The organism is Pseudomonas sp. 91RF (assembly GCF_003576265.1).
Lineage (GTDB): Bacteria > Pseudomonadota > Gammaproteobacteria > Pseudomonadales > Pseudomonadaceae > Aquipseudomonas > Aquipseudomonas kribbensis.
Window position 1 is genome coordinate 46,309 of sequence record NZ_QWFC01000051.1, and the last position, 23,832, is coordinate 70,140.

A 23,832-nucleotide genomic window follows, 5' to 3' on the forward strand; every position below is an offset into this window, starting at 1 on the left:
GACCTCACGCCCATGTTCATATCAGGTGGCTGGAGGCAGACATGGCTGACTATTTCGACCAGCTCAACTACACGCTGGGGGATGAAGACACCGCGCTTGAGTACGCGATCCTGCCCACGCATTCCCGACACGTGCTGGGTATTGCCGGATGCGGCGGGCGCCTGTTGCCGCTGCTGGCCGCAAATCCGTTACGCATGACCTGTAGCGACATCAGTGCGCCGCAACTGGCGTTCACCCGGTTGCGTCTGGCGTTGCTGGAGCAGACCGATCATGAGTCGTTCATGGAGTTCATGGGCTATCGGATGGAAAGTCTCAGAGCACGGCGCCGATCCATTTTTCAGCAATTGATTTTGCCGCCCGCGGATCGGCGCTGGTTGTTCGGGTTATTCCAGTCCAGGCAATGGGACGCGCCGATCTACATGGGCGCATTCGAGCAGACTCTGAAGCGGCTGGCGAAGATCACCGGACTGTTTACCGGCAAGGCGGGCCGGGGCATTTTTCAGTACGGCTGCCTTGAAGAACAAACCGAATATTACCGAAAGCGCTTTCCACTCAAGCGCTGGAAGGCCGTGATCGCTTTGCTGGGCAACGCAGCAGTACTCAATTCGCTGTTGTACAAAGGCGCCTTTCCACCCAACAACCTTGGTATCAGTTCCCGTGCGGCCTATCTGGAAATTTTCCACAGGCTGTTCACCTCTCAGGTGGTCCGGGAGAGCTTTTTCCTGCAAATGCTGTTTTTCGGTGAACTGCGCTATCCGCAAGGTTTCCCGCTGGAGTGCGATCCGCAGATTTTCCAGCACGCCCGTGAGGGGCTTAAGCAATGTGAATTACGCATTGTGCAGGCTGACATCCTCGACTGTGTTGCCGGGGAAACGGGTATCGATTTCGTATCTCTGTCCGACGTGCCCTCCTTCATGCCCGAAACGGCCGGTACCCATGTTCTGCAGCGTCTGGCACCAGTGCTGGTGGAAAACGCACGGGTGGTCATGCGTGGCCATTTACATGTGGTTCAACCCGATTGTGCAGGCTTCTGCGATATCACCCATCAGTACCAGGCAGAGATCGCACAAGAAAAAACCCAGCTCTGGCGTGTGCAGGTTTATCGCCGGACAACTGCGATGCAGGTATCCCGATGAACACCTTTCAACCGACCGTCAACTGGGTCAAAAACCGTGTCCGGCAATCTCGTGATGATCAACAGCAGTTATTCGATGCCGGGCTGAACGGTCTGAAACTGGTCAAGCGTGAAGGCAAAGAGATCGAACTCGACAGCGGCGAACGGCTGACGGAGTTTCTCTCATGTTCTTACCTGGGGCTGGAGTTTGATCCACGCTTGGTTTACGGAGCCGTGAGCGCCGCCGAAGCCTTCGGCGTGCAGTTCGCAGCCGCGCGAACCCGAGTCCTGCTGCCTCCCATGCGTGAGCTGGATGAACTACTGAGCCGGATATTTCAGGGACATACGGTGACCTTCAATTCGGTAGGCAGTGCGCATCTTGGCTGCCTGCCGCTGCTCGGTTCCGGCGAGATGCCCTCCTACCCCATGCGTCGTGGCCCCTGCTGGATTGTTGACCGTGCAGCGCATGCTTCGATGCAAGTCCTGCAAGGCATTCTCTGGCAGTTCGGTCCGGTACAGCGCTGCGATTGCAGTGATGTGGAGCAAGTAGAGGATGCGTGTCTGGCGGCGGTCGCAGCGGGTAACACGCCCATCATCCTGACCGACAGCATTGGCTCGATGCGCGGTGTGTATCCGGTCAACCGCCTGTTGCAACTGGCGGAGCGTTTTGACGGTTATCTCTATGCGGATGATGCCCACGGCACTTCGATCCACGGAGTGGCAGGGGGTGGGTATGCATTGGCCGCTGCTGAAGAACGGCTGCGCGGTCGGCTGATCCTTCTGTCGTCGCTGTCCAAGGCATTCGGTGCAACCGGTGGCGCGATCACCGTGCGTACGGCAGCCGATGCCGAGCTGATACGCAGCCACGCCTCGACCTATACGTTCGGCGGCCCCCTTTCCATGGCTGGAGTGGGCGCGGCAGTTGCCTCCGGGAAAATCCACCTGTCGCCGGAGCTGGGTCGATTGCAGGCTGGCCTGTGGCGAAATATCACCGTGATCGACGGTTTGCTTGGGCCGGTGCTGGGCAATCATCAGGTCGAGTCCCCCATTCGTTTCATCCGCGTCGGGGCCGAGAGAGACGCGATCTGTCTGGCGCAGCATTTGCGTCGGCAGGGCATGGCGGTCACTACCGCACTGTTTCCGGTAGTGGCCAAGGGCGAGGCGATTTTGCGTCTGGCCGTCAGCGCGAGCCACAGTCAGCACCAGTTGGAATCTCTGGCGAGTGCCGTCCATAGCGGATTCGACGAGTTGGGCATTCGTCAGGGAGGATGGGCTAATGAGCAATGATCCACTGATGGATTTATCAGCCGAGGCGCTTGCACAAAAATTGGCTCACGCGCGCGCTCTGCCGTGGTTCCGCGCGCTGTATCCCCGGATCCTGGAGGTGCAGACATTGGCTGATCTGCATCGACTGCCGGTTCTGGCAGTGGAAGACGAGTTCGGCGGTGGGCTGTTTTCCGCACTCGGCGATGCGTCGCACCGAGCTCCAGGTGGCGGCCTGACCCTGACCTCGGGAGGGAGCACCGGCAATCGCAAACAGATCACTCATTCCTGGGCGTTCAACGCCGCGATCGTGCCTCTGGGGGCGCGGATGTTTGGTATGACGGACGAGCATCCGGAGGTGGTCATCAACTGCCTGACGGCCGGTGAAATGCAGGGTGCATTTCACTACGCGACAGCCATCGTCCAGCACATTGGCGCACGCTTGTTGCCCGCCGGCTCACAGATGGGTGTTCAGCGCATTGCCGAGCTGATTCGGTCGCACGCGGCCGATGCGCTGATGTGCACCCCTTCCTTCGCCGCCGCCTTGTTCAATCATGAAAACGTTGGTTCAGAACAGTTGGGCAGTCTGAGGTGGCTTTACTACATTGGAGAACCCTGCAGTAAAACGCTGCGCGACCAATTGGCCCGGGATTGGCCGAAGCTGAAAATTCGCTCATTGGGCTACAGCTCGACGGAAACGGGTCCCATCGGCTTTCAGTGTGCCCACCTTGAACACGGTTTTTATCATTTGCACGCCGACGCGATGCTGGTCGAAGTGGTTGATCCCCTGACCCTGCAGGCCGTGGCAGAAGAAGAGACCGGTGAGTTTCTGCTGACGCCCCTGCTGCCCGATCATGCGCCGCTGTTTCGCTACAGGATCGGGGATCGGGGGCGAATCCTGCGCACGGTGAAGAATTGTGCCTGTGGCAGCTCCATGCCGGTTCTGGCCCTTGATGGGAGGGTCGAAACATCGATCAAACTGGGTGGGGCGATCATCACTCAGTCGCAGGTATTGCACGTACTTCGGCAGATCCTGCCTGAGTTGGACACTGCGGATGTCCAGGTGCAGATCGATCGACAGGCCGGTGGAGCGCACATGCGTCTGGTTATCGCCGAGGACAGACTGACTGCCGTCGCGCATACCTTCATCGAAGGTGCGTTGCAGGTCGAAGGGCAAGCGAGCGCATTGCTCAGTCTGCCCGGTGTATTGGGGCTGGAGGTGAAGCGTCTTGCCCGTCAGGCATTTGAAACGACTCTGACTGGCAAGACACCGTTTTTTGTGACGTTGGAACAGACACCGGCCAAGTCATGACGATTGGCAGGAGAAGTCTGTGGTCAGGGCAGCAGAACGGTAGAGCCAGTGGTGCGTCGCGCCGACAACTCGGTCTGCGCTTTCGCCGCGTCAGCCAGCGAATAACGCTGGCTGATATCCACTTTCAGCTTGCCGCTGGTGATCATCCCGAACAGCTCATCGGCCATGCGTTGCAGGTTTTCGGCGTTGTTGGCGTAGGTCGCGAGCGTCGGCCGGGTGACGTACAGCGAGCCTTTCGCCGCCAGAATCCCAAGGTTCACCCCGTCTACCGCGCCCGAGGCGTTGCCGAAGCTCACCAGCAGACCGCGAGGCGCCACGCTGTCCAGCGAGGCCGGCCAAGTGTCCTTGCCGACGCCGTCGTACACCACCGGGACTTTTTTCCCGTCGGTCAATTCCAGCACCCGCTGGGCGACGTTTTCGTGGCTGTAATCGATGGTTTCCCAGGCGCCGTGGGCCTTGGCCAGTTCGGCTTTGGCTGGCGAGCTGACGGTGCCGATCAGCTTCACTCCCAGCGCTTTCGCCCATTGGCAGGCGAGCAGACCGACGCCGCCGGCCGCCGCGTGGAACAGAATGGTTTCGCCACCCTTGAGTTCATAGGTCTGACGCAGTAGGTACTGCACGGTCAGGCCCTTGAGCATCACGCCGGCGGCGGTTTCGAAGCTGATGGCGTCCGGCAGGTGCACCAGATTCGCTTCCGGCAGGACGTGCACGTCGCTGTACGCGCCCAGCGGGCCGCTGCCATAAGCTACGCGGTCGCCGACCTTGAACCGGGTGACGGCGCTGCCCACCGCCTCGACGATGCCGGCGCCCTCCGCCCCTACTCCCGACGGCAATGCCGGTGGCGCGTAGAGACCGCTGCGGTAGTAGGTGTCGATGAAGTTCAGGCCGATGGCCTTGTTGCTCACGCGAACCTGCTGCGGGCCGGGTTCGGCGGGCTGGTAGTCAACGTATTCGAGCACTTCGGGGCCGCCATGGGCGCGGAACTGGATTCGCTTGGCCATCTGCCTACTCCTTGGGACGATTTGGAAGGCCCCTATCGAACTCCCCTGCTTGATCTTCGTCAACTGCGGCGTGCCGGCCTGCGATGTTATGCTACGCGCCCATTTGCGCCGCCCCCTCGCCCACGGGGCGATGCCCGATCCAAGGTGATGCCATGACGACCCGCACCGACGCCGTAAAGGCCTATCTGCTCGACCTGCAAGACCGCATCTGCGCGGCCCTGGAATCCGAAGACGGCGGCACGCGCTTCGTCGAAGACGCCTGGACCCGTGCGGCCGGCGGTGGCGGTCGCACCCGGGTGATCGAGAACGGCGCGGTGATCGAAAAGGGCGGCGTCAACTTTTCCCACGTCTTCGGCAGCGGTCTGCCACCGTCCGCCAGCGCTCATCGGCCGGAACTGGCGGGTCGTGGTTTCGAAGCCCTCGGCGTGTCGCTGGTGATCCACCCGCACAACCCGCATGTGCCGACGTCCCACGCCAACGTGCGCTTTTTCATCGCCGAAAAGGAAGGTGAAGAGCCGGTCTGGTGGTTCGGCGGCGGTTTCGACCTGACGCCGTACTACGGCAACGAAGAAGACTGCATCCACTGGCACCGCGTTGCCGAACAGGCCTGCGCGCCGTTCGGCCCGGACGTCTATCCGCGCTACAAGGCCTGGTGCGACACCTATTTCCACATCAAGCATCGCCACGAACCACGCGGCATCGGCGGTCTGTTCTTCGATGACCTGAACGAGTGGGACTTCGACACCAGCTTCGCCTTCATGCGTGCCATCGGCGATGCGTACATCGACGCTTACCTGCCGATCGTGCAGCGTCGCAAGAACGACACGTTCACCGCCAGGCAGCGTGAGTTCCAGGAGTTCCGTCGCGGTCGCTACGTCGAGTTTAACCTGGTCTATGACCGTGGCACCCTGTTTGGCCTGCAGTCGGGCGGTCGCACCGAGTCGATCCTGATGTCGCTGCCGCCGCAAGTGCGTTGGGCCTATGACTGGAAAGCCGAGCCGGGCAGCGAAGAAGCACGCCTGACCGACTACTTCTTGCAAGATCGCGACTGGCTGGCCCAGGCCTGAGGATTTCCGATGGATCGTTACGTCGTTTTCGGTAACCCGATCGGCCACAGCAAGTCGCCGATGATTCACAAACTGTTCGCCGAACAGACCGGGCAGAGCCTCGACTACAGCATCCTGCTGGCGCCGCTCGACGATTTTTCCGGCTGCGCCACGGCCTTTTTCCAGGAAGGTCGCGGTGCCAACGTGACTGTACCGTTCAAGGAAGACGCCTACCGCCTGGCCAACAGCCTGACCGACCGTGCCCAACGCGCGGGCGCGGTGAACACCCTGAGCAAGCTCGCCGACGGCAGCCTGCTCGGTGATAACACCGACGGCGCCGGGCTGGTGCGCGATCTGACGGTCAACGCCGGGTTCAGCCTCACCGGCAAACGCATTCTGCTGCTCGGCGCCGGTGGCGCGGTACGCGGTGCGCTGGAGCCGTTGCTGGCGGAGAAACCGGCTTCGGTGATCATCGCCAACCGCACGGTGGACAAGGCCGAGTTGCTGGCCGAACTGTTCTGCGACCTCGGGCCGGTGTCGGCCAGCGGTTACGACTGGCTGCGCGAGCCGGTGGACGTGATCATCAACGCCACCTCCGCCAGCCTCACCGGCGACGTGCCGCCGATTGCAGAAAGCCTGATCGAACCGGGCCAGACCCTGTGCTACGACATGATGTATGGCAAGGAGCCGACCGCGTTCTGCTGCTGGGCCAGCGAGCATGGCGCGGGTGTGGTGATGGATGGCTTGGGCATGCTGGCGGAACAGGCGGCGGAAGCCTTTTTCCTGTGGCGTGGCGTACGTCCCGACACGGCGCCGGTTCTGGCGGAGTTGCGTCGGCAGTTGGCGCTGTAAGGGGCCTTCAGTCCTCGAAGCGGATCGGGCATTTCTCCGGCCCTTCGAGTTTGCGCAACTCCTCCACCACCTGCGGTCGCGCCTGACGCAAGGTCAGGCTGCGATCCTGGCGCAGCAGGCGCCGGGCTTCCTGATGCAGCATTTCCACGCCGGAATAGTCGATGAAGTTGATCTGCTGCGCCTCGATCACCACCCGCGCGCCGTGCATCCGTTGCAGGCGCACTTGCAGGTAGTGGCTGGCGCCGAAGAAGATCGACCCGCCGACCCGCAGCACATCGTCCTCGCCGTCGCGCCAATGCTGCACTCGTGGCTGCGAAGTGCGCTTGAGGTAGAAAAACAGCGACGCCAGCACCCCGGCGTAAATCGCTGTCTGCAATTCCAGCAGCAACGTGGCGACGCAGGTCAGGCCCATCACCACAAACTCGGCCCGGCTGACCCGCAGCAGCGCACGAATGCCGCGATGATCCACCAGTCCCCAGGCGATCAACAAAATGCTGCCGGCCATGGCCGGAATCGGAATGTGGGAAATCAACCCGGCGCCGAAAATCGCGAACAGCGCCACCCACAACGCCGAAAACACCCCGGCCAGCGGTGAACAGGCCCCGGCCTCATAGCTCAGTCCGGAGCGGGTGAACGAACCGGCGGACAACGATCCCGAAAAGAACGCCCCGACAATGTTCGAAAGACCCTGCGCGCGGACCTCCTGATTGGCATCGAGCAATTGCTGGGAACGCGCAGCAATCGAACGGGCAATCGACAGACTGGTGACCAGCCCGAGCATGCCCACCGCCACCGCGCTCGGCAGCAGGCGCAGGACTAGATCCATGTCCAGCGGCAACCCACTGAACGGCGGCAGGCGCCCGACAAAGGCACTGACTAATTGAACATGGCCAAACATCGCCGGCCACAGCCACACCACCAGGCTGCCGAGCACCAGAGTCATCAACAGCGTCGGCCAGCGTGGCAGCAGTTGTTTGAGCAATACGCCAACCAGCACCGTAGCGACGCCCAGGACGAGCGAGGGTTTATCCACAGCCCCGAGATGGCGCAGCAAGTCCATCAGGCTGGTCAGCGCCGTCGCCTTGGCCGGCAGATCCAGCCCCAACAGGTTCGGCAATTGCCCGATGGCAATCACCACTGCCGCGCCGAGGGTGAACCCCAGCACCACCGAGTGCGAGACGAAGTTCACCAGTGCGCCGAAGCGCAACAGGCCGAGCAAATACTGAAAAATCCCGGCGAGGAACGTCAGCAAAAGGATCAGGGTGATGTAGTCCTGCGACGCCGGCACGGCCAGTGGACTGACACTGGCGAACAGCACAATCGAAATCGCCGCGGTCGGGCCGCAGATCAGATGCCAGGACGAGCCCCACAGGCAGGCGATCAGTACTGGAATGATCGCGGCATACAGGCCGTACTCGGGTGGGAGGCCGGCGATCAGGGCGTAGGCAATCGACTGCGGCAACGCGAGGATCGCGCCGCTGAGGCCGACGACCAGGTCCCGCCCGACGCTGGCGCGGGTCTGCCGGGGCAGCCAGGTCAGGAAGGGGAACAGTGAGCGGCGGCTGGGGAAGGCCATGAATCCTCTCGGGTGAAATTTTGCGCATTGTACGCAGCTCGGGACGCGGAGCGTCCATGGCGGCATTCCCACGCAGAGCGTGGGAACGATCGGCCCGCGCAGTTACAGTTTGGCTTTAACCGCCGGCAACGCATCCTTGCCATCCACGGTTTTCACACCATCAAGCCACTTGTCCAGCACCGCCGGATTCGCCTTGATCCACGCCTTCACCGCATCGGCATTGCTGACCTTCTTGTTCACCACCTCGGCCATGACGCTGTTCTCCATCTCCTGAGTGAACGAAAGATTGGTCAGCAATTTACCCACATTCGGACAGGCCTCGGCATAGCCCTTGCGAGTCAGGGTGTAGACGCTACCCGTGTCGCCAAAGTACTTCTCGCCACCCTTGAGGTAATGCATTTTCAGCTGCACGTTCATCGGGTGCGGAGTCCAGCCGAGGAAGGTGACGAATTTCTGCTTCTTCACCGCCCGCGAGACTTCGGCAAGCATCGCCTGTTCGCTGGACTCGATCAGCTTCCACTGACCCATGTCGAAGTCGTTCTTCTTGATGATCTCTTGCAGCGAAATGTTCGCCGGCGCGCCGGAGCCGATGCCGTAGATCTTGCGCTCGAACTTGTCGGCGAATTTGTTCAGGTCGGAAAAGTTATGCACACCCGCGTCCCACACGTAGTCCGGCACGGCCAGGGTGAATTCGGTGCCGTCGAGGTTCTTCGCCAGTTGCGTGACGTCGCCGGTGGCCACGAACTTGTCGTAGAAGCTCTGCTGCGCCGGCATCCAGTTGCCAAGGAACACGTCGACCTGGCCATCCTTCAAGCCGCCGAAGGTGATCGGCACCGCGAGGGTATCGACCTTGGCCTTGTAGCCCATGCCGTCCAGCAGAAACCCGGTGATGGCGTTGGTCGCGGCGATGTCGCTCCAGCCGGGATCGGCCATTTTCACCGTGTCGCAACTCTCGGCGAATGCGGATGCGCTGCCCAGTGCCAGCAGGCTGACCGTCACGACTGTGGATAACTTGACCATGGACTTCCCCTTAACGTTATTGGTTTTGGCAGGGTTGTGGATAACGGGCCTTGCGCTCCAGGTCATCGAGGTCGATGTGGTTGCGCATGTACTGCTGACTGGCGTCCACCAGCGGCTGGTGATCCCAGCTCTTCAGCTTGCCGATAGTCAGCGCGTCGGCAACGAAGCGCCGGCGCCGCTGGCTTTCGAGCACCTCGCGGTGGATCGCTGGAATGTCCCATTTGGCCCGGGCTTCGGCGAGAAAATCGTCGAACAGCTGGCGATGTTGCGGTGACTGGCTGAGTTCTTCCTGCTCCCGTGGATCGTTATCCACATCGAAGAGTAGGCAAGGGTCGGTTTCGCTGTAGATAAATTTGAAGGCGCCACGCCGGATCATCATCAGCGGGCTGACGGTGCCTTCGGCCATGTATTCGCCGAACACTTCGTCATGACCGCCCTGCCCTTGCAGATGCGGCACCAATGAGCGGCCGTCCAGTGGCAGGTCGGGTTCCAGGCTGCCGCCGGCCAGCTCCACGAAGGTCGGCAACAGGTCGGCAGTGGACACAGCAGCGCTGATGCGGCCGGATTTGAACTGCCCTGGAGCACTTATCAACAGGGGCACCCGCGCGGCCATCTCGAACCAGTGCATTTTGTACCAGAGGCCTTTTTCCCCAAGCATGTCGCCGTGGTCGCCGGAGAACACGATGATGGTGTCATCGATCAGCCCGGTATCTTCGAGGGTTTGCAGGAGTTTGCCGACGTTGGCGTCGATATAGCTACAGGCGCCGAAATAAGCGCGACGCGCATCGCGAATCTTATCCACAGGCAGCGGCTTGTCCCACAGATCGTAGACCTTGAGCAAACGCTGGGAATGCGGATCGAGTGAATGCTGATCCGGTGTTGTGGGAAGCGGGATATCCGCATCGTCGTACAAGTCCCAGAACGCCTTGGGAATCGTGTACGGATCGTGTGGGTGAGTCATCGACACGGTCAGGCAGAACGGCTGGCCGCCGTCCTCGCGAATGTGGTCGAACAGGTATTGCTGCGCCTTGAACACCACCTCTTCGTCGAAATCGAGCTGGTTGGTGCGCACGCACGGCCCGGCCTGCAACACCGAGGACATGTTGTGGTACCAGCTCGGCCGCACGTCGGGCTCATCCCAGTTCACTGCCCACCCATAATCGGCCGGGTAGATGTCGCTGGTCAGGCGTTCTTCGTAACCGTGCAGTTGATCGGGACCGCAGAAATGCATCTTGCCCGACAGCGCAGTGCGGTAACCGAGGCGCCGCAGATAATGGGCGTAGGTCGGAATGTCGGCGGGGAAATCGGCGGCGTTGTCGTAGGCGCCGATCTTGCTCGGCAACTGGCCGCTGACCAGGGTAAATCGCGACGGCGCGCACAGCGGGCTGTTGCAATACGCGGCATCGAACACCACGCCCAGTTCGGCGAGGCGGCTGAGATTCGGCAGTTTGATTGGCGACGGGCCGTAGAACGGCAACATTGGCGCGGCCATTTGATCGGCCATGATGAAGAGAATGTTCTTGCGCTTCATGTGATCGCGGCATTCCATAGTGAATATTTATGCGACATTGCTGCGATCGAGCATGGATTCCACGCAATCTCCGGTAAAGCCCGCGCCGGACAATGACTAGGATAAGCACAGCTTATGTATGAAGCCCTCGGTGATTTGTCGCTGGACCTGCTGCGCGCCTTCGAGGCGGCGGCCCGTCATCGCAGTTTTACTGCTGCAGCGGTAGAACTCGGCACCACTCAACCGGCCATCAGCCAGCAGATCAAACGGCTGGAGGAACAGCTCGGCACACGGCTGTTCGACCGGATCTACCGAGGCATTGAGCTGACCGAGGTCGGTTCGATCCTTTTCGAGCAAGTCACCCTCGGTTTGCAGAATATCGACGCAGGATTGGGCGCAATCAGCGCACAACAGCAACATGAAGTGCTGCAGGTCGCCACCGATTTCGCCTTCGCCGCGTACTGGTTGATGCCGCGTCTGCATCGTTTTCACGAAGCCAATCCGCAGGTCGATGTCAGCCTGGTCACCAGCGAGCGCAATCACAACATGCTCCGGCCGGATATCGACGTTGCCGTACTGTTCGGCGACGGTCGCTTCAAACAGGGCGAAAGTCACTGGCTGTTCAGCGAAGAAGTGTTCCCGGTGTGCAGTCCGCAATTGCTCAAGGATCGCACCCTTCCCTTGCCGCCACAGGCGCTGCTGGAGTTTCCGCTGCTGCATTTGCGCGGTGAGAACAGCAGCAACTGGTTCGACTGGAGCGGTCTGTTCCGCGAACTCGGCATCAACACGCCGCCCGCGCCGGGGCAACTGCGTTTCGATAACTACACCTTGCTGATTCAAGCGGCGATTGGCGGTCAGGGTGTGGCGATTGGCTGGCGGCACCTTGTGGATAACTTGCTGGCCCAGGGGTTGTTGTGCCGGCCGATTGCCGAGACCACCCTCTCCCGCCTCGGCTATTACGTGGTGCTGCCGCAACGCAAACGGCGTGGGGCGTTGATTCAACAATTCGTCGATTGGTTGATGGCCGAACAGGCCAGCAGCGCGCAGTCACTGACGGGAATGGATTTGCCTTCGATCGCGGTGTGATCAGGTGTCAGACGCGGCGACAAAACTTACATGCTCACCTGCATGCAGGTTCAGCCGCAGCTCATCGGAAATCCCGACCGCTACCCGATGCAGACGTTCCAGCGGCTCTGCCAGGCCCGGTTCCAGCGTGCCGCCGACCTGGCTGAAATGTTCGATGGTCAGCCCCGCTACTCCACGGGGCGCATCGACCAGCATCCAGTGCAACGGGCTGCCTTGCAGGGCTTCGCGGATTTCCTCGGCGGCGTGGCGTTGCAGGCGATCATCCAGATCCGGCTCGTCCAGCAGCGCGAAATCCCCCACGACAAACAGCCGCGACACGTGCGCCGCTTGCAGGCCATCGATCAGCGCATCGACCGCCAGCACTTGTTCCACCGGTCCCAGCACCACGGACTTTTCCACATGATCGCTGCTGAACGGCAGGCCCGGCGCATCGAGCAGGCAGATTACCGCCGAGCTGCCGGCCACACTCTGGTGGACCCGCTCGGCATCGAACAGATCGCCGCTTTTGGTACGCAGGCCAGGACGCGGCGCCAGTGCGGTCAGGTCGTCGAGAATGGCGATGACTTCGTGCTGACGCCGCAGCAGTTCAGCCATCAACGCACTGCCCAGGCTACTCATGGCACCATAGAGCACCACTTTCACCACCGGGGTTTCGGCATTTTTCATGGCTGAGTTCCCTTTTATTTTCCTTTGTATGACGTGTGACATACGCACGGCGCCAAGGGTTCGAACCGATTCAGAGGGTTTGCGATGCAGACGATCAAGGGTTATCACGCCCACGTTTATTACGACGCCAGCACTATCGAACAGGCGCGGGCGCTGTGTGAGCAGGCCGCGCAATTATTCCCGTTGAAGATGGGCCGCGTTCACGAACGCCCGGTCGGCCCGCATCCGGACTGGAGCTGCCAACTGGCCTTCGGCCCGGAGCTGATCGGCGACGTGCTGCCGTGGCTGGCGCTCAATCGCAAGGGGTTGGTGGTGTTCCTGCACCCGGACACCGGCGATGACTTGCTCGACCACACCGAGCACGCGATCTGGATGGGCGCGATGCGGCCGCTGGATCTGTCTGTTTTTTGATCAGATGGTTTCTTCGGGCTCGCCCGGCAGATGTTCATCCAGATGCAGCCACGGCAACTGGCTGTCGGTCCAGATGTGCCGCTCGGCGGCGGCTTGTTCCGGGTGATCCAGCGTGGCGATGGTCAGATCGATGCTTTCGGGGCTGAGCAAGGTCACCAGCGCCAGTTGCGCGCCGCAGTCCGGGCAGAAGAACCGCGCGCAGCTGGTTGACGAGTCATAGCGCGAAGGTGTTCCGGTCAGCCATTGGAAATTCGCCGCCGGCAGCGTGATCCAGGTGGTGACGATGCCACCGCTGACCTTTCGACAAATCGAACAATGACAGTGGGCGATGTCCTGCAACGTTCCGCTGAACTGATAGCGGATATGTCCGCAATGGCAGCCGCCGCTGTGCAATTCATTCATCATCCTGCCTCCCGTTCCCGTGTTCATTGACTCTAGCCGCATCCGACGGTCGGTTGGCCGTTCGCATCGAAGCTTTCACCTGCGAAAGCTGGCTGAAAGGTTGCCCCATTAGGATCGCCGCCACTACCGGCAACAGACCGGTTGGCCAGCGCGTGTGATTGCTCCCGCGTCAGGCCCAATTAACAACAACAATGGTGATTCTGATGTCCTCTGTAGCCCGCCTCCTCGCTCCAACTCCGCCCGTACGTCTTGTGCTTCCCGTTCTGCGCTGATCCCGCCCGATCCGCTCACTTACCTAGCCGCGCTACGCCTGGAGTATTCCCATGCTGACTTTCCTTGGCTTCGCCATGGTCATCACGTTCATGTTCCTGATCATGACCAAGCGCCTGTCCGCGCTGATCGCTCTGATCATCATCCCGATCCTGTTCGCCCTGTTCGGTGGCTTCGCCCCGAAGATCGGCCCGATGATGCTCGAAGGTATTACCAAGCTTGCGCCGACCGGCGTGATGCTGATGTTCGCCATTCTGTACTTCGCCCTGATGATCGACTCCGGCCTGTTCGACCCGGCCGTGCGCAAGATCCTCAAACTGGTCAAGGGCGACCCGCTGAAAGTTTCGGTCGGCACCGCCGTACTGGCGCTCGTCGTTTCCCTCGATGGTGACGGCGCGACCACTTACATGATCTGCGTGGCCGCCATGCTGCCGCTGTACAGCCGCATCGGCATGAGCCCGCGGATCATGGCCGGCCTGATCATCCTCGCCGGCGGCGTGATGAACATGACCCCGTGGGGCGGCCCGACCGCCCGTGCCGCCAGTGCGCTGCACGTGGACCCGTCGGACATCTTCGTGCCGATGATCCCGGCCATGGGCGCCGGTGTGATCGCGATCCTGATCATTGCCTACTTCTACGGCAAACGTGAACGTGCGCGTCTGGGTGAGCTGCACCTGATCGGCGACGAAATCGATCACAGTGAAATCAGCGTGTCGCAGTTCCCGGATGCCCGTCGTCCGAAGCTGATCTGGTTCAACGGCCTGTTGACCCTGGCGCTGATGTGCACCCTGATCGCCGGCCTGCTGCCGCTGCCGGTGCTGTTCATGGTGGCGTTCAGTATTGCAATGATCGTCAACTACCCTTGCCTGCAACAGCAGAAGGATCGCGTCGCGGCTCACGCCGGCAGCGTGCTGTCGGTGGTCAGTCTGATCTTCGCGGCGGGCATCTTCACCGGTATCCTGTCGGGCACCGGCATGGTCGATGCCATGTCGAAAAGCCTGCTGGCGGTGATCCCTGATTTCCTCGGCCCGTACCTGGCGGTGATTACCGCGCTGGTGAGCATGCCGTTCACGTTCTTCATGTCGAACGACGCGTTCTACTACGGTGTGCTGCCGGTGCTGTCGGAAGCGGCCAGCCATTACGGCATCACCGCCGTGGAAATGGCCCGTGCCTCGATCGTTGGCCAGCCGGTTCACCTGCTGAGCCCGCTGGTGCCGTCGACGTATCTGCTGGTGGCTCTGGCCGGGATCGAGTTCGGCGATCACCAGCGTTTCACCCTGAAGTGGGCAGTGCTGGTCTGCCTGTGCATACTGGCCGCAGCCTTGTTGTTGGGGACTTTCCCGCTGTTCAGCACTTTGTAACGGCATCAACTCACCAGAACGCCAGCTGCTTGCTGGCGTCCTGGTTTAACACACGCTCAAAGGAATACACATGGAATGGCTGACCAACCCTGAGATCTGGGTTGCCTTCTTCACCCTGACCGCCCTGGAAATCGTCCTGGGCATCGATAACATCATCATGATTTCGATCCTGGTCAGCCGCATGCCCAAACACATGCAGCAGCGCACCCGGATCTTCGGTCTTGGCCTGGCCATGATCACGCGGATCCTGTTGCTGCTGTCGATCACCTGGGTCATGCGCCTCACCGCCGACCTGTTCGTGGTGTTCGGCCAGGGTATTTCCGGGCGTGACCTGATCCTGTTCTTCGGTGGCCTGTTCCTGCTGTGGAAAAGCTCCCAGGAGATGTACCACGCGCTGGAAGGTGAAGACGAAAGCGACGAGACGCCCGGCGGCAAGGGTGGCAACTTCCTCTACACCATCATCCAGATCGCGATCATCGACATCGTGTTCTCGCTGGACTCGGTCATCACCGCCGTCGGCATGGTGTCCCATGTGCCGGTGATGGTGGCGGCGATCATCGTCGCGGTACTGGTGATGATGGCGGCCTCGGGCAAGATCAGCGAGTTCATCGACAAGCACCCGTCGCTGAAAATGCTCGCGCTGTCGTTCCTGCTGGTGGTCGGCACCGTGCTGATCGCCGAAGCGTTCGACGTGCACGTACCAAAAGGCTATGTCTACTTCGCCATGGGCTTCTCGCTGGCGGTCGAGGCCATCAACATCAAGCTGCGCACCGCGATGGCAAAAAAGAAGAAGCAGCAGGATCCGGTGAAACTGCACAAGGATGTTCCGGGTCAGTAACCGGAACGCTGCGCTGATGATCAAAGGGCCTTCGGGCCCTTTTTTCATGGCTGCATGAACCTGTTTTCATGACGCTTTTGTTTCAATCCCCACTTTAGCTGTGCAATGCTGGCGCCCGGACCGTTAGCCAACTACAGCTTAAGAACAACACGTAGAAACCGCGCGGTATCGTCAACTTGCCCCTTTGGGGCGCTGCAACTACAGGGGGTCTGCATGCTCACCCTGCTCAATCTGCTTTCTGCCGTGGCCCTGCTGATCTGGGGCACGCACATCGTCCGGACCGGCATCCTGCGGGTGTACGGCACCAACCTGCGGCATGTGATTGGCCAGAACATGTCCAGGCGCTGGCTCGCCTTCATCGCCGGCATCCTCGTGACCGCGATGGTGCAGAGCAGCAACGCCACCGCCATGCTCGTCACCTCCTTCGTCGGCCAGGGCCTGATGGCGCTGACCCCGGCCCTGACCACCATGCTCGGCGCCGACGTCGGTACGGCGTTGATGGCGCGGGTGCTGACGTTCGACCTGTCGTGGCTGTCGCCACTGCTGATTTTTCTCGGGGTGATTTTCTTTCTCTCGCGCAAACAGACGCGGCTCGGGCAGATGGGCCGTGTGGCTATCGGGCTGGGGCTGATCATTCTGGCGCTGCAACTGATCGTCGAGGCCGCCGGGCCGATCACTCACGCAAAAGGCGTGAAGGTGATTTTTGCCTCGCTGACCGGCGACATCCTGCTCGACGCCCTGGTCGGTGCTCTGTTCGCGATGATTTCATACTCCAGCCTGGCCGCCGTGCTGCTGACCGCCACGCTGGCCGGCGCCAATGTGATCAGCCTGCCGGTGGCGCTCGGTCTGGTGATCGGCGCCAACATCGGCAGCGGCGTGCTGGCGTTCATGAGCACCAGCATGCAGAACGCTGCCGGCCGTCAGGTTGCACTGGGCAGCCTGTTGTACAAGCTGATCGGGCTGTTGCTGATCATCCCGGTACTCGATCCGCTGGTGCACTGGATCGACAGCCTCGATTACAGCCCGCAGGAAATGGTCATCGGCTTCCATCTGCTCTACAACACGGCGCGCTGCCTGATCCTGTTGCCGACGGTCGCACCCATGGCGCGGCTGTGCGCCTGGCTGTTGCCGGAGCGTCCGGAGGTCAACGGCACCGCCAAACCCCGTCATCTCGACGCGACGGCACTGGTCACGCCGAGCCTGGCGCTGGCCAACGCCGCTCGGGAAACCCTGCGCATGGGTGATCTGATCGACAACATGCTCGATGCCGCCCTCGATGTGCTGCGCGGCAAACAGACCGCCGTCACCCAGGAAATGCGCAAACTGACCGATGACGTCGAAGCGCTGTACAGCGCGATCAAGCTTTATCTGGCGCAGATGCCCCGGGAGGATCTCGGTGAGCAGGACAGTCGGCGCTGGGCGGAGATCATAGAGCTGGCGATCAACCTCAAGCTCGCCAGCGACCTGATCGAACGCATGCTGCGCAAAATCCAGCAGCAGAAGACTTCGCAACGCCGCTCGTTTTCCGAAGACGGGCTGGAAGAGCTGGCCGGGCTGCACCAGCAATTGATCGCCAATCTGCGGCTCGGGCTGTCGGTGTTTCTCAGTGGCGACAAGGAAAGCGCTCGCCAGTTGTTGCGGGAGAAACGACGCTTCCGCGCCCAGGAACGCCGTCTGGCCCACGCCCATGTCAGCCGTTTGCAACGCAAGATCGTGCAAAGTATCGAGACCAGTTCGCTGCACCTGGAGTTGATTGCCGACATGAAACGTTTGAACTCGCTGTTCTGCAGCAGCGCCTATGTGGTGTTGGAAACCTCCGATACCGGCGCGCTGGCGGCGGACGAAATGGCCGACATCACGCATTCGCCTTGAACGTCTGGGACTGTGGTCAGTCAGTAACTTTGATTCAGCCTTCAGGCCGCTATCGCCAGCAGGCTGGCTCCCACAGGGAATGCATTTCAGATGTGGGAGCCAGCCTGCTGGCGATGAGGGCCGGACTGACGACACGGATCTCCAATTCAGCTGTATGGAAGCTCGTTATGCGTTGCCTGTTGTTCGCTTGTCTGTTGCTCGGTTCCCTGCCCGCCTTCGCCCTGGATCGCTTCCAGGTCGAAGGCTATGCGTTGCCCAACGGCCTGCAACTGCTGCTCAAGCCCGGCACCGAACGCGGGCATGTGGCGATCCGGCTGGTGGTGGGCGTCGGCCTCGATGACTTCGGCTGCAATGAAAAGGAGCTGCCGCACCTGCTCGAACACTTGCTGTTCAGCGGCATCGACGCCACTGGCGAAGGTGGCCTCGAAGAACGTATGCAGGCTTTGGGCGGCGACTGGAACGCCTTCACCAGCAATGCCGACACCACGTTCGTCATCGAAGCCCCGGCGAAAAACCAGCGCAAGGTGCTCGACCTGCTGCTGGACCTGCTGACCCAGACCCGTTTCGACGACAACGCGATCAACGCCGCCAAACGGGTGGTCGAGCGCGAGGATGGCGGCCACTACACCCGTCTGCGGCGTTTTCTCGACCGTCAGGATCTGGGGCACAGCGCGAGCAATCAACTGGCGGTCGAGCTGGGCCTGAAATGCCCGCAACGGGCCGAAGTCGATGGCCTGACCCGCGAGCAGCTGGATAAGGTGCGCAAGGCCTGGTACGCACCGAACAACATGACCCTGATCGTCGTCGGTGACCTCGACAAGCTGCTGCCGGCCTATCTCGAGCGGGCGTGGGGCGCGCTCGAGGCGGTCGATCCGAGCGAGCACCGATCGCTGCCGGACATCCGCACCAGCGCTGCTCACGAACGCACGATCACTCGCGGTTTCATCGGTAACAGCGCCAAGCTGCACTGGCTGGTGCCGGAGCCGATGCTCGACGATCAGTACGACGAGACTTTCGACTTGCTCAAGGAATATCTGGAGTGGGCGCTGTACCGCGAGCTGCGCTTGAACCATGGCCTGTCCTACGGGCCCTGGGCCGAGCGTGAGGTGTTCGGCGGTGTCGGCTTCATGAGCCTCAACGCCGATCTGGATCGTGGTGACATCAGCGAAGCCGAACAGGTGCTGGAAGATCTCAAGGCCAGCCTGCTGAAAAACGGCCTCGATGCCGATACCTTCAATCGCATCAAACAGGCAGCTATCGCCCACCAGGCCTGGGCCGTGCAGGGCAACAGCGGCATGGCCGACTATTACTGGAGCGCGCTGGGCGACTATGAGGATGGTCGCTTCGCCGATCCCGCCCGGGAACTGCAAGGGGTCACCCTGGAAGCAGCGAACAAGGCCATGCGCGAATTGCTGTTGCAGCCGGGCTATCTGCGGATCGAGAAGCCGTTGTTCAGTGACGATCAGGTGCTGTGGCTGATTGGCGGCGCGGTCGGTGTTCTGGGGCTTGTCCTGCTCGGCTGGCATCTGCGCCGGCGTAAATCCGTGCCTTCAGACTGATCGACAGCCTCGCCACAGCCCCCGGCGGGCGGTACTCTGTCGAGGTTTTTTTCTTCGACTGTCGTGAACCGCCCAAATGCCCAAATTGACCCTTCTGATCCAGCGCATCCTCGAACTGATGAAGCGCTACCCCGGGGTCATTGCGCTCGGCGGCTTCATCTCTGGGGTCGGCAGTTTCATTCTGGTCGACCGGCAACAGGGGCTGGCGAGCTGGATCACCACGATCATGCTGCTGAGCTGGATCTGGCTGATGCTGGAAAACAGCCTGACCGAGCTGTTCACGCGGGTTTTCAAACGGGAAATCCCCCAGCCGCTGCTGCGTTATGCGACGCAGATGATCCATCAGGAAAGCCTGTTTTTCGTCCTGCCGTTCTTCTTCATCACCACCACCTGGAACAGCGGCCAACTGGTGTTCACCGGATTGCTGTGCATCGCCGCTCTGATCTCGATTGTCGACCCGCTCTACTACAAATGGCTGGCGCCCCGGCGCTGGGCGTTCCTTGCATTGCATACCCTGACATTGTTCGCCGCCCTGCTCACCGCGTTGCCGGTGATCATGCACCTGACCACGTCGCAGAGTTTCAAATGGGCGCTGGGGACTGCCGTGGTGCTGTCGTTCCCGAGCCTGGCGTCGATCTTCCCGATCCGCACCGTGCGCAACGCGCTGGCGATCCTCAGCATCACCATTGGTATCGGCGGCGTCGGTTGGGTCCTGCGTTCGTGGGTGCCGCCGGCGACGCTGTGGATGACTGACGTGGCGATCAGCACCCAGTTGCAGGATCGCACTCCCGGCGCCAGCCTTGAACAAGTCAGCGCCGAGCAGATCCGCAACGGCGGGCTCTACGCCTACACCGCGATCAACGCACCGCGCGGGCTCGATGAGCGGATCTATCACGTGTGGCAGTTCAACGGCAAAGAGGTCGACCGTATTGCCCTCGACATCCATGGCGGGCGCAAGGAAGGCTACCGGGCGTGGACCCACAAGCAGGTTTTCCCCGGCAACCCGGTCGGTGACTGGCAGGTGCGGGTGCTGACCGAAGACGACCAGGTGATCGGCGTGCTGCGCTTCGAAGTCACGGACAGCACACCGACCAAAGAAAAGTAATCCGGTTCGTGCTATTACGTAGGTTCGCGAATTCAGCCGAACAAGCACGGAGCTTATGACCAGCCGCTCGATGACCGGTAATGCCCGACTGGACACCACGATCAGCCCTGCCCGCCTGCGGGTCACCGGGGACTGGACGCTTGCCCATTACGCCGAACTCAAGCATCTGAGCGAAACGCTCCGCGGTCAGTACGACGCCAGCACCACCATCGATCTCAATGGCCTCGGCGCCCTCGACACTGCCGGCGCCTCGCTGCTGGTGGAACTGCTTGGCTCCGAGCGCCTGGGCAAATCCGCCGAACATCCCGACTGCACGATTTCCACGGCCGACCGCGCGTTGCTGCAAACCGTGTATCGCTCGCTGACCGACTTCTGCGTGCCGATCAAGGAGCCGGAAATCAGCGTCAGCGTGCAACTGCTGACCCGCATCGGCCGGGCCGTCGACACGGTCTGGCAGGACACCCTGCAATTGCTCGGCTTCGTCGGGCTGATCCTCGAAACCATTGCTCGCAGTCTGTTCCGGCCCAAGCGCTGGCGGATCACGCCAATGATCGCGCACATCGAACAGACCGGCCTCGACGCCGCGCCCATCGTGGCGTTGCTGACCTTTCTGGTGGGCGCCGTGGTGGCGTTTCTCGGGGCGACAGTGCTGGCCAGTTTCGGCGCCAGCGTGTTCACCGTGGATCTGGTGGGCTTCGCCTTCCTGCGCGAATTCGGCGTGCTGCTCACGGCGATCCTGATGGCCGGCCGCACCGCCAGTGCCTTTACCGCACAGATCGGCTCGATGAAAGCCAACGAGGAAATCGACGCGATCCGCACCCTCGGCCTCGACCCTATGGAATTGCTGGTGGTGCCGCGGGTGCTGGCGTTGCTGGTGGCCCTGCCGATGCTGACCTTCCTCGCGATGATCTGCGGGATCATCGGTGGCGCTGTGGTGTGTGCGGTGTCGCTGGATATTTCGCCGGCGATGTTTCTGTCGCTGCTGCAAAGCGACATAGGGATTCAACATTTCCTGGTTGGCCTGGTCAAAGCCCCGATCTTCGCGTTCCTGATTGCCGCCATCGGCTGTCTGGAAGGCTTCAAGGTCAGCGGCAGCGCCGAATCGGTCGGCGCCCACACCACCTCGAGCGTGGTGCAATCGATCTTCGTGGTGATCGTGCTCGATGCGGTTGCCGCGCTGTTCTTCATGGAGATGGGCTGGTGAGTCGTCTACCCCGCATTCCGTCCGAGGCGGTGATCGAAGTCCGTGGCCTGTGCAATCGTTTCGGCAGCCAGAGCGTGCACGAGAACCTCGACCTGGACTTGTACAAAGGCGAAATTCTCGCCGTGGTCGGCGGTTCCGGCAGCGGCAAATCGGTGCTGCTGCGCAGCATCGTCGGCTTGCGTCGGCCCAGCGAAGGCAACGTGAAAGTGTTCGGCCAGAACCTGCCGAGCCTGTCCGAGCACGAGCGGTCGCTGGTCGAGCGGCGCTTTGGCGTGCTGTTCCAGAAAGGCGCGCTGTTCTCCTCGCTGACCGTCACCGAGAACGTCGCCCTGCCCCTCATCGAGCACGCCGGCCTGAGCCGTGACGACGCCGAGCACCTGGCGGCGGTGAAGCTGGCGCTGGCCGGGCTGCCGCTGTCGGCGGCGGACAAATACCCGGCGTCGCTGTCCGGCGGCATGATCAAGCGGGCGGCGCTGGCCCGGGCGCTGGCACTGGACCCGGACATCCTGTTTCTCGACGAACCCACTGCCGGCCTCGATCCGATCGGCGCGGCGCAGTTCGACCAGTTGATCCTGACCCTGCGCGACGCGCTGGGGCTGAGCGTGTTTCTGGTGACCCACGACCTCGACACGCTCTACACCATCACCGACCGGGTGGCGGTGCTGGCGCAGAAAAAAGTGCTGGTGGCCGGGCCCATCGATGTGGTCTCGGAAACCGACGACGCGTGGATTCACGAATATTTCCACGGCCCTCGCGGCCGCTCGGCGCTGGACGCCGCCAAACTGCTCAACGAGGTCTGACATGGAAACCCGAGCCCATCATGTGTTGATCGGCCTGTTCACGGTGATTGTGGTGGCCGGCGCCCTGCTCTTCGGTCTGTGGCTGGCCAAGTCCAGCGTCGACACCGAGTTCAAGGATTACGAAATCGTCTTCAACGAGGCGGTCAGCGGCCTGTCCCGGGGCAGCCCGGTGCAGTACAGCGGGATCAAGGTCGGCGACGTGGTCAGCCTGCGGCTCGACCCGAAGGACCCGCGCCGGGTGCTGGCGCGGATTCGCCTTGGCGGCGACACGCCGGTCAAGGAAGACACCCTGGCCAAACTGGCCCTGGCCGGGATCACCGGCACCTCGATCATCCAGCTCAGCGGCGGTACGCCGGAAAGTCCGAAACTGCGTGGCAAGGACGGCGAGCTGCCGACCATCGTTGCCTCGCCCTCGCCTATCTCGCGGCTGCTCAATGACAGCAACGACCTGATGAGCGGGGTCAGCACGCTGCTGAGCAATGCCAATCAGATGTTCTCCGCCGACAACATCGAGCGCGTGAGCAAAACCCTCGAGCACCTGGAGCAGACCACCGGTTCGATCAACGATCAGCGCGGCGACTTGCGCCAGGCCATGCAACAACTGGCAACCGTCGGCAAACAGGCTGGCAGCATGCTCGAGCAGACTTCGGCGCTGATGCGCAACGCCAACGGCCTGCTCAACGATCAGGGCAAACAGGCCTTGGGCAGCGCCGAGCAGGCGATGAAGTCGCTGGAACAGAGCAGCGCCACCATCAATGGCTTGCTCAGCAAGAATCAGAATTCCCTCGACAGCGGCATGCAGGGGCTCAACGGCCTCGCGCCGGCAGTGCGCGAACTGCGTGAAACCCTGACTTCGCTGCGGGCCATTTCCCAACGTCTGGAGGCCAACCCCAGCGGTTACCTGCTGGGCAGTGAAAAGAACAAGGAGTTCACGCCATGAAGCTGACTCGCCTCGCCCTCCTCGCCGGCTTCACGCTGATCGGCGCCTGCTCGATCCTGCCCAAGTCCGAGCCGCTGGACGTTTACCGCCTGCCTTCTGCACAGGCGCCCGCCTCGACCGGTTCGGCAGCAACTCAGCACTGGTCGCTGCGCCTGAACAAACTGCAGGCCAGCGAAGCGCTGAACCGTCCAGGCATCGCCGTGATTCCCCAGGGCGATGTGATCAGCACCTACAAGGCTTCGCGCTGGAGCGATCCGGCGCCGGTGCTGGTGCGTAACAGGCTGCTCGATGGCTTTGCGCGTGATGGCCGGGTGACGCTGCTGAGCACCGATGACAGTAATTTTGCTGCGGATCTGGAATTGGGCGGCAGCTTGCAGGCGTTCCAGACGGAATACCAGGGCAATCAGGCCAGCGTCGTGGTGCGGGTCGATGCGTTGCTGGTGCGCGGCTATGACCAGAAGATTCTCGCCAGCCGCCGCTTTGAAGAACGTCAGCCGCTCAATGATGTGAAGGTGCCGGCGGTGGTGGCCGGATTCGCTCAGGCCAGTGATCGGCTGACGGCGAAGGTGGTGGCTTGGGCGGTGGAACAAGGCCAGAAAGTTGCGCCAACCGCCCGGCCTTGAG

The 23,832-nt window shown here is 61.7% G+C and carries 22 protein-coding genes; 16 read left to right on the forward strand and 6 right to left on the reverse strand.

Annotated features, from left to right (window positions below; genetic code table 11):
* The first annotated feature begins 41 nt into the window (after positions 1-41).
* From DXT77_RS27470 to DXT77_RS27480, 3 genes are read left to right on the forward strand one after another with little or no spacing between them, the layout of a single operon-like run.
* On the forward strand, positions 42-1,136 hold the full coding sequence (locus DXT77_RS27470; RefSeq protein WP_119429897.1) for a DUF3419 family protein: 1,095 nt from the start codon (positions 42-44) through the stop codon (positions 1,134-1,136).
* On the forward strand, positions 1,133-2,401 hold the full coding sequence (locus DXT77_RS27475; protein ID WP_119429898.1) for an aminotransferase class I/II-fold pyridoxal phosphate-dependent enzyme: 1,269 nt from the start codon (positions 1,133-1,135) through the stop codon (positions 2,399-2,401). Before DXT77_RS27470 ends, DXT77_RS27475 begins: the two co-directional genes overlap by 4 nt.
* Positions 2,391-3,689 (forward strand): phenylacetate--CoA ligase family protein, encoded by a 1,299-nt coding sequence (locus tag DXT77_RS27480; RefSeq protein WP_119429899.1) that lies wholly within the window; start codon positions 2,391-2,393, stop codon positions 3,687-3,689. Before DXT77_RS27475 ends, DXT77_RS27480 begins: the two co-directional genes overlap by 11 nt.
* A 23-nt stretch (positions 3,690-3,712) precedes the next feature.
* Here DXT77_RS27480 and DXT77_RS27485 read toward each other — a convergent pair whose 3' ends face one another.
* Positions 3,713-4,690: an NADPH:quinone reductase gene (locus DXT77_RS27485; protein WP_119429900.1), complete on the reverse strand. Its 978-nt coding sequence runs from the start codon at positions 4,688-4,690 to the stop codon at positions 3,713-3,715.
* A gap of 152 nt (positions 4,691-4,842) precedes the next feature.
* Here DXT77_RS27485 and hemF point away from each other — a divergent pair, with 152 nt between their 5' ends.
* Both hemF and aroE read left to right on the forward strand, forming a co-directional pair.
* Positions 4,843-5,757 (forward strand): oxygen-dependent coproporphyrinogen oxidase, encoded by a 915-nt coding sequence (gene hemF / locus DXT77_RS27490; RefSeq protein ID WP_119429901.1) that lies wholly within the window; start codon positions 4,843-4,845, stop codon positions 5,755-5,757.
* Positions 5,758-5,766: 9 nt separating this feature from the next.
* Positions 5,767-6,588, forward strand: coding sequence for a shikimate dehydrogenase (gene aroE / locus DXT77_RS27495; RefSeq protein ID WP_119429902.1), 822 nt, complete (start codon positions 5,767-5,769; stop codon positions 6,586-6,588).
* A gap of 7 nt (positions 6,589-6,595) precedes the next feature.
* On the opposite strand, the gene DXT77_RS27500 is transcribed toward aroE, so the two are convergent.
* The 3 genes from DXT77_RS27500 to betC all read right to left on the reverse strand — a co-directional run bounded on the left by DXT77_RS27500 (position 6,596) and on the right by betC (position 10,715).
* Positions 6,596-8,164 carry a SulP family inorganic anion transporter gene (locus DXT77_RS27500; protein ID WP_119429903.1) on the reverse strand — a complete coding sequence of 523 codons (1,569 nt, stop codon included), beginning with the start codon at positions 8,162-8,164 and terminating at the stop codon, positions 6,596-6,598.
* A gap of 102 nt (positions 8,165-8,266) precedes the next feature.
* A complete protein-coding gene (gene choX, locus DXT77_RS27505) occupies positions 8,267-9,184 on the reverse strand; it encodes a choline ABC transporter substrate-binding protein (protein ID WP_119429904.1) in 918 nt (305 codons plus the stop codon).
* A gap of 16 nt (positions 9,185-9,200) precedes the next feature.
* On the reverse strand, positions 9,201-10,715 hold the full coding sequence (gene betC, locus DXT77_RS27510) for a choline-sulfatase (protein ID WP_119429905.1): 1,515 nt from the start codon (positions 10,713-10,715) through the stop codon (positions 9,201-9,203).
* Between the two features lie 114 nt (positions 10,716-10,829).
* Here betC and DXT77_RS27515 point away from each other — a divergent pair, with 114 nt between their 5' ends.
* Positions 10,830-11,780: a LysR family transcriptional regulator gene (locus DXT77_RS27515; protein WP_119429906.1), complete on the forward strand. Its 951-nt coding sequence runs from the start codon at positions 10,830-10,832 to the stop codon at positions 11,778-11,780.
* Here DXT77_RS27515 and DXT77_RS27520 read toward each other — a convergent pair whose 3' ends face one another.
* Positions 11,781-12,446 carry an NAD(P)-dependent oxidoreductase gene (locus tag DXT77_RS27520; RefSeq protein ID WP_119429907.1) on the reverse strand — a complete coding sequence of 222 codons (666 nt, stop codon included), beginning with the start codon at positions 12,444-12,446 and terminating at the stop codon, positions 11,781-11,783.
* Positions 12,447-12,530: 84 nt separating this feature from the next.
* Between DXT77_RS27520 and DXT77_RS27525 the strand changes: the two genes are divergently transcribed.
* Entirely contained in the window at positions 12,531-12,857 is a 327-nt protein-coding gene (locus DXT77_RS27525) for a DOPA 4,5-dioxygenase family protein (RefSeq protein ID WP_114880871.1), read from the forward strand.
* Here the strand turns inward: DXT77_RS27525 and DXT77_RS27530 are convergent, their stop codons facing one another.
* Positions 12,858-13,259, reverse strand: a complete 402-nt coding sequence (locus tag DXT77_RS27530; RefSeq protein WP_119429957.1) for a GFA family protein — start codon at positions 13,257-13,259, stop codon at positions 12,858-12,860.
* Positions 13,260-13,582: 323 nt separating this feature from the next.
* Here DXT77_RS27530 and DXT77_RS27535 point away from each other — a divergent pair, with 323 nt between their 5' ends.
* The 9 genes from DXT77_RS27535 to DXT77_RS27575 all read left to right on the forward strand — a co-directional run bounded on the left by DXT77_RS27535 (position 13,583) and on the right by DXT77_RS27575 (position 23,831).
* Positions 13,583-14,890: a CitMHS family transporter gene (locus tag DXT77_RS27535; RefSeq protein ID WP_119429908.1), complete on the forward strand. Its 1,308-nt coding sequence runs from the start codon at positions 13,583-13,585 to the stop codon at positions 14,888-14,890.
* Positions 14,891-14,960: 70 nt separating this feature from the next.
* Positions 14,961-15,728, forward strand: coding sequence for a TerC family protein (locus DXT77_RS27540; protein ID WP_119429909.1), 768 nt, complete (start codon positions 14,961-14,963; stop codon positions 15,726-15,728).
* Positions 15,729-15,941: 213 nt separating this feature from the next.
* The gene (locus DXT77_RS27545; RefSeq protein ID WP_119429910.1) at positions 15,942-17,600 is read left to right on the forward strand and encodes a Na/Pi cotransporter family protein; all 1,659 of its coding nucleotides are present in this window, start codon (positions 15,942-15,944) and stop codon (positions 17,598-17,600) included.
* Between the two features lie 167 nt (positions 17,601-17,767).
* Complete coding sequence (locus DXT77_RS27550) at positions 17,768-19,159, forward strand: pitrilysin family protein (protein ID WP_119429911.1); 1,392 nt, start codon at positions 17,768-17,770, stop codon at positions 19,157-19,159.
* 76 nt (positions 19,160-19,235) lie between these two features.
* Entirely contained in the window at positions 19,236-20,264 is a 1,029-nt protein-coding gene (locus DXT77_RS27555; RefSeq protein WP_119429912.1) for a DUF5924 family protein, read from the forward strand.
* 55 nt (positions 20,265-20,319) lie between these two features.
* Complete coding sequence (locus DXT77_RS27560; protein WP_119429913.1) at positions 20,320-21,468, forward strand: ABC transporter permease; 1,149 nt, start codon at positions 20,320-20,322, stop codon at positions 21,466-21,468.
* Positions 21,465-22,268, forward strand: a complete 804-nt coding sequence (locus tag DXT77_RS27565; protein WP_119429914.1) for an ABC transporter ATP-binding protein — start codon at positions 21,465-21,467, stop codon at positions 22,266-22,268. The genes DXT77_RS27560 and DXT77_RS27565 overlap by 4 nt, the downstream gene beginning before the upstream one ends.
* A gap of 1 nt (position 22,269) precedes the next feature.
* Entirely contained in the window at positions 22,270-23,208 is a 939-nt protein-coding gene (locus DXT77_RS27570; protein WP_119429915.1) for an MlaD family protein, read from the forward strand.
* Complete coding sequence (locus DXT77_RS27575; RefSeq protein WP_119429916.1) at positions 23,205-23,831, forward strand: ABC-type transport auxiliary lipoprotein family protein; 627 nt, start codon at positions 23,205-23,207, stop codon at positions 23,829-23,831. The genes DXT77_RS27570 and DXT77_RS27575 overlap by 4 nt, the downstream gene beginning before the upstream one ends.
* Position 23,832 lies beyond the last annotated feature (1 nt).

Coding starts and splice junctions, on each gene's coding strand:
- DXT77_RS27470 (WP_119429897.1), top strand. CDS start 42: ATGGCTGACTATTTCGACCAGCTCAACTACACGCTGGGGGATGAAGAC.
- DXT77_RS27475 (WP_119429898.1), top strand. CDS start 1,133: ATGAACACCTTTCAACCGACCGTCAACTGGGTCAAAAACCGTGTCCGG.
- DXT77_RS27480 (WP_119429899.1), top strand. CDS start 2,391: ATGAGCAATGATCCACTGATGGATTTATCAGCCGAGGCGCTTGCACAA.
- DXT77_RS27485 (WP_119429900.1), bottom strand. CDS start 4,690: ATGGCCAAGCGAATCCAGTTCCGCGCCCATGGCGGCCCCGAAGTGCTC.
- hemF (WP_119429901.1), top strand. CDS start 4,843: ATGACGACCCGCACCGACGCCGTAAAGGCCTATCTGCTCGACCTGCAA.
- aroE (WP_119429902.1), top strand. CDS start 5,767: ATGGATCGTTACGTCGTTTTCGGTAACCCGATCGGCCACAGCAAGTCG.
- DXT77_RS27500 (WP_119429903.1), bottom strand. CDS start 8,164: ATGGCCTTCCCCAGCCGCCGCTCACTGTTCCCCTTCCTGACCTGGCTG.
- choX (WP_119429904.1), bottom strand. CDS start 9,184: ATGGTCAAGTTATCCACAGTCGTGACGGTCAGCCTGCTGGCACTGGGC.
- betC (WP_119429905.1), bottom strand. CDS start 10,715: ATGAAGCGCAAGAACATTCTCTTCATCATGGCCGATCAAATGGCCGCG.
- DXT77_RS27515 (WP_119429906.1), top strand. CDS start 10,830: ATGTATGAAGCCCTCGGTGATTTGTCGCTGGACCTGCTGCGCGCCTTC.
- DXT77_RS27520 (WP_119429907.1), bottom strand. CDS start 12,446: ATGAAAAATGCCGAAACCCCGGTGGTGAAAGTGGTGCTCTATGGTGCC.
- DXT77_RS27525 (WP_114880871.1), top strand. CDS start 12,531: ATGCAGACGATCAAGGGTTATCACGCCCACGTTTATTACGACGCCAGC.
- DXT77_RS27530 (WP_119429957.1), bottom strand. CDS start 13,259: ATGAATGAATTGCACAGCGGCGGCTGCCATTGCGGACATATCCGCTAT.
- DXT77_RS27535 (WP_119429908.1), top strand. CDS start 13,583: ATGCTGACTTTCCTTGGCTTCGCCATGGTCATCACGTTCATGTTCCTG.
- DXT77_RS27540 (WP_119429909.1), top strand. CDS start 14,961: ATGGAATGGCTGACCAACCCTGAGATCTGGGTTGCCTTCTTCACCCTG.
- DXT77_RS27545 (WP_119429910.1), top strand. CDS start 15,942: ATGCTCACCCTGCTCAATCTGCTTTCTGCCGTGGCCCTGCTGATCTGG.
- DXT77_RS27550 (WP_119429911.1), top strand. CDS start 17,768: ATGCGTTGCCTGTTGTTCGCTTGTCTGTTGCTCGGTTCCCTGCCCGCC.
- DXT77_RS27555 (WP_119429912.1), top strand. CDS start 19,236: ATGCCCAAATTGACCCTTCTGATCCAGCGCATCCTCGAACTGATGAAG.
- DXT77_RS27560 (WP_119429913.1), top strand. CDS start 20,320: ATGACCAGCCGCTCGATGACCGGTAATGCCCGACTGGACACCACGATC.
- DXT77_RS27570 (WP_119429915.1), top strand. CDS start 22,270: ATGGAAACCCGAGCCCATCATGTGTTGATCGGCCTGTTCACGGTGATT.
- DXT77_RS27575 (WP_119429916.1), top strand. CDS start 23,205: ATGAAGCTGACTCGCCTCGCCCTCCTCGCCGGCTTCACGCTGATCGGC.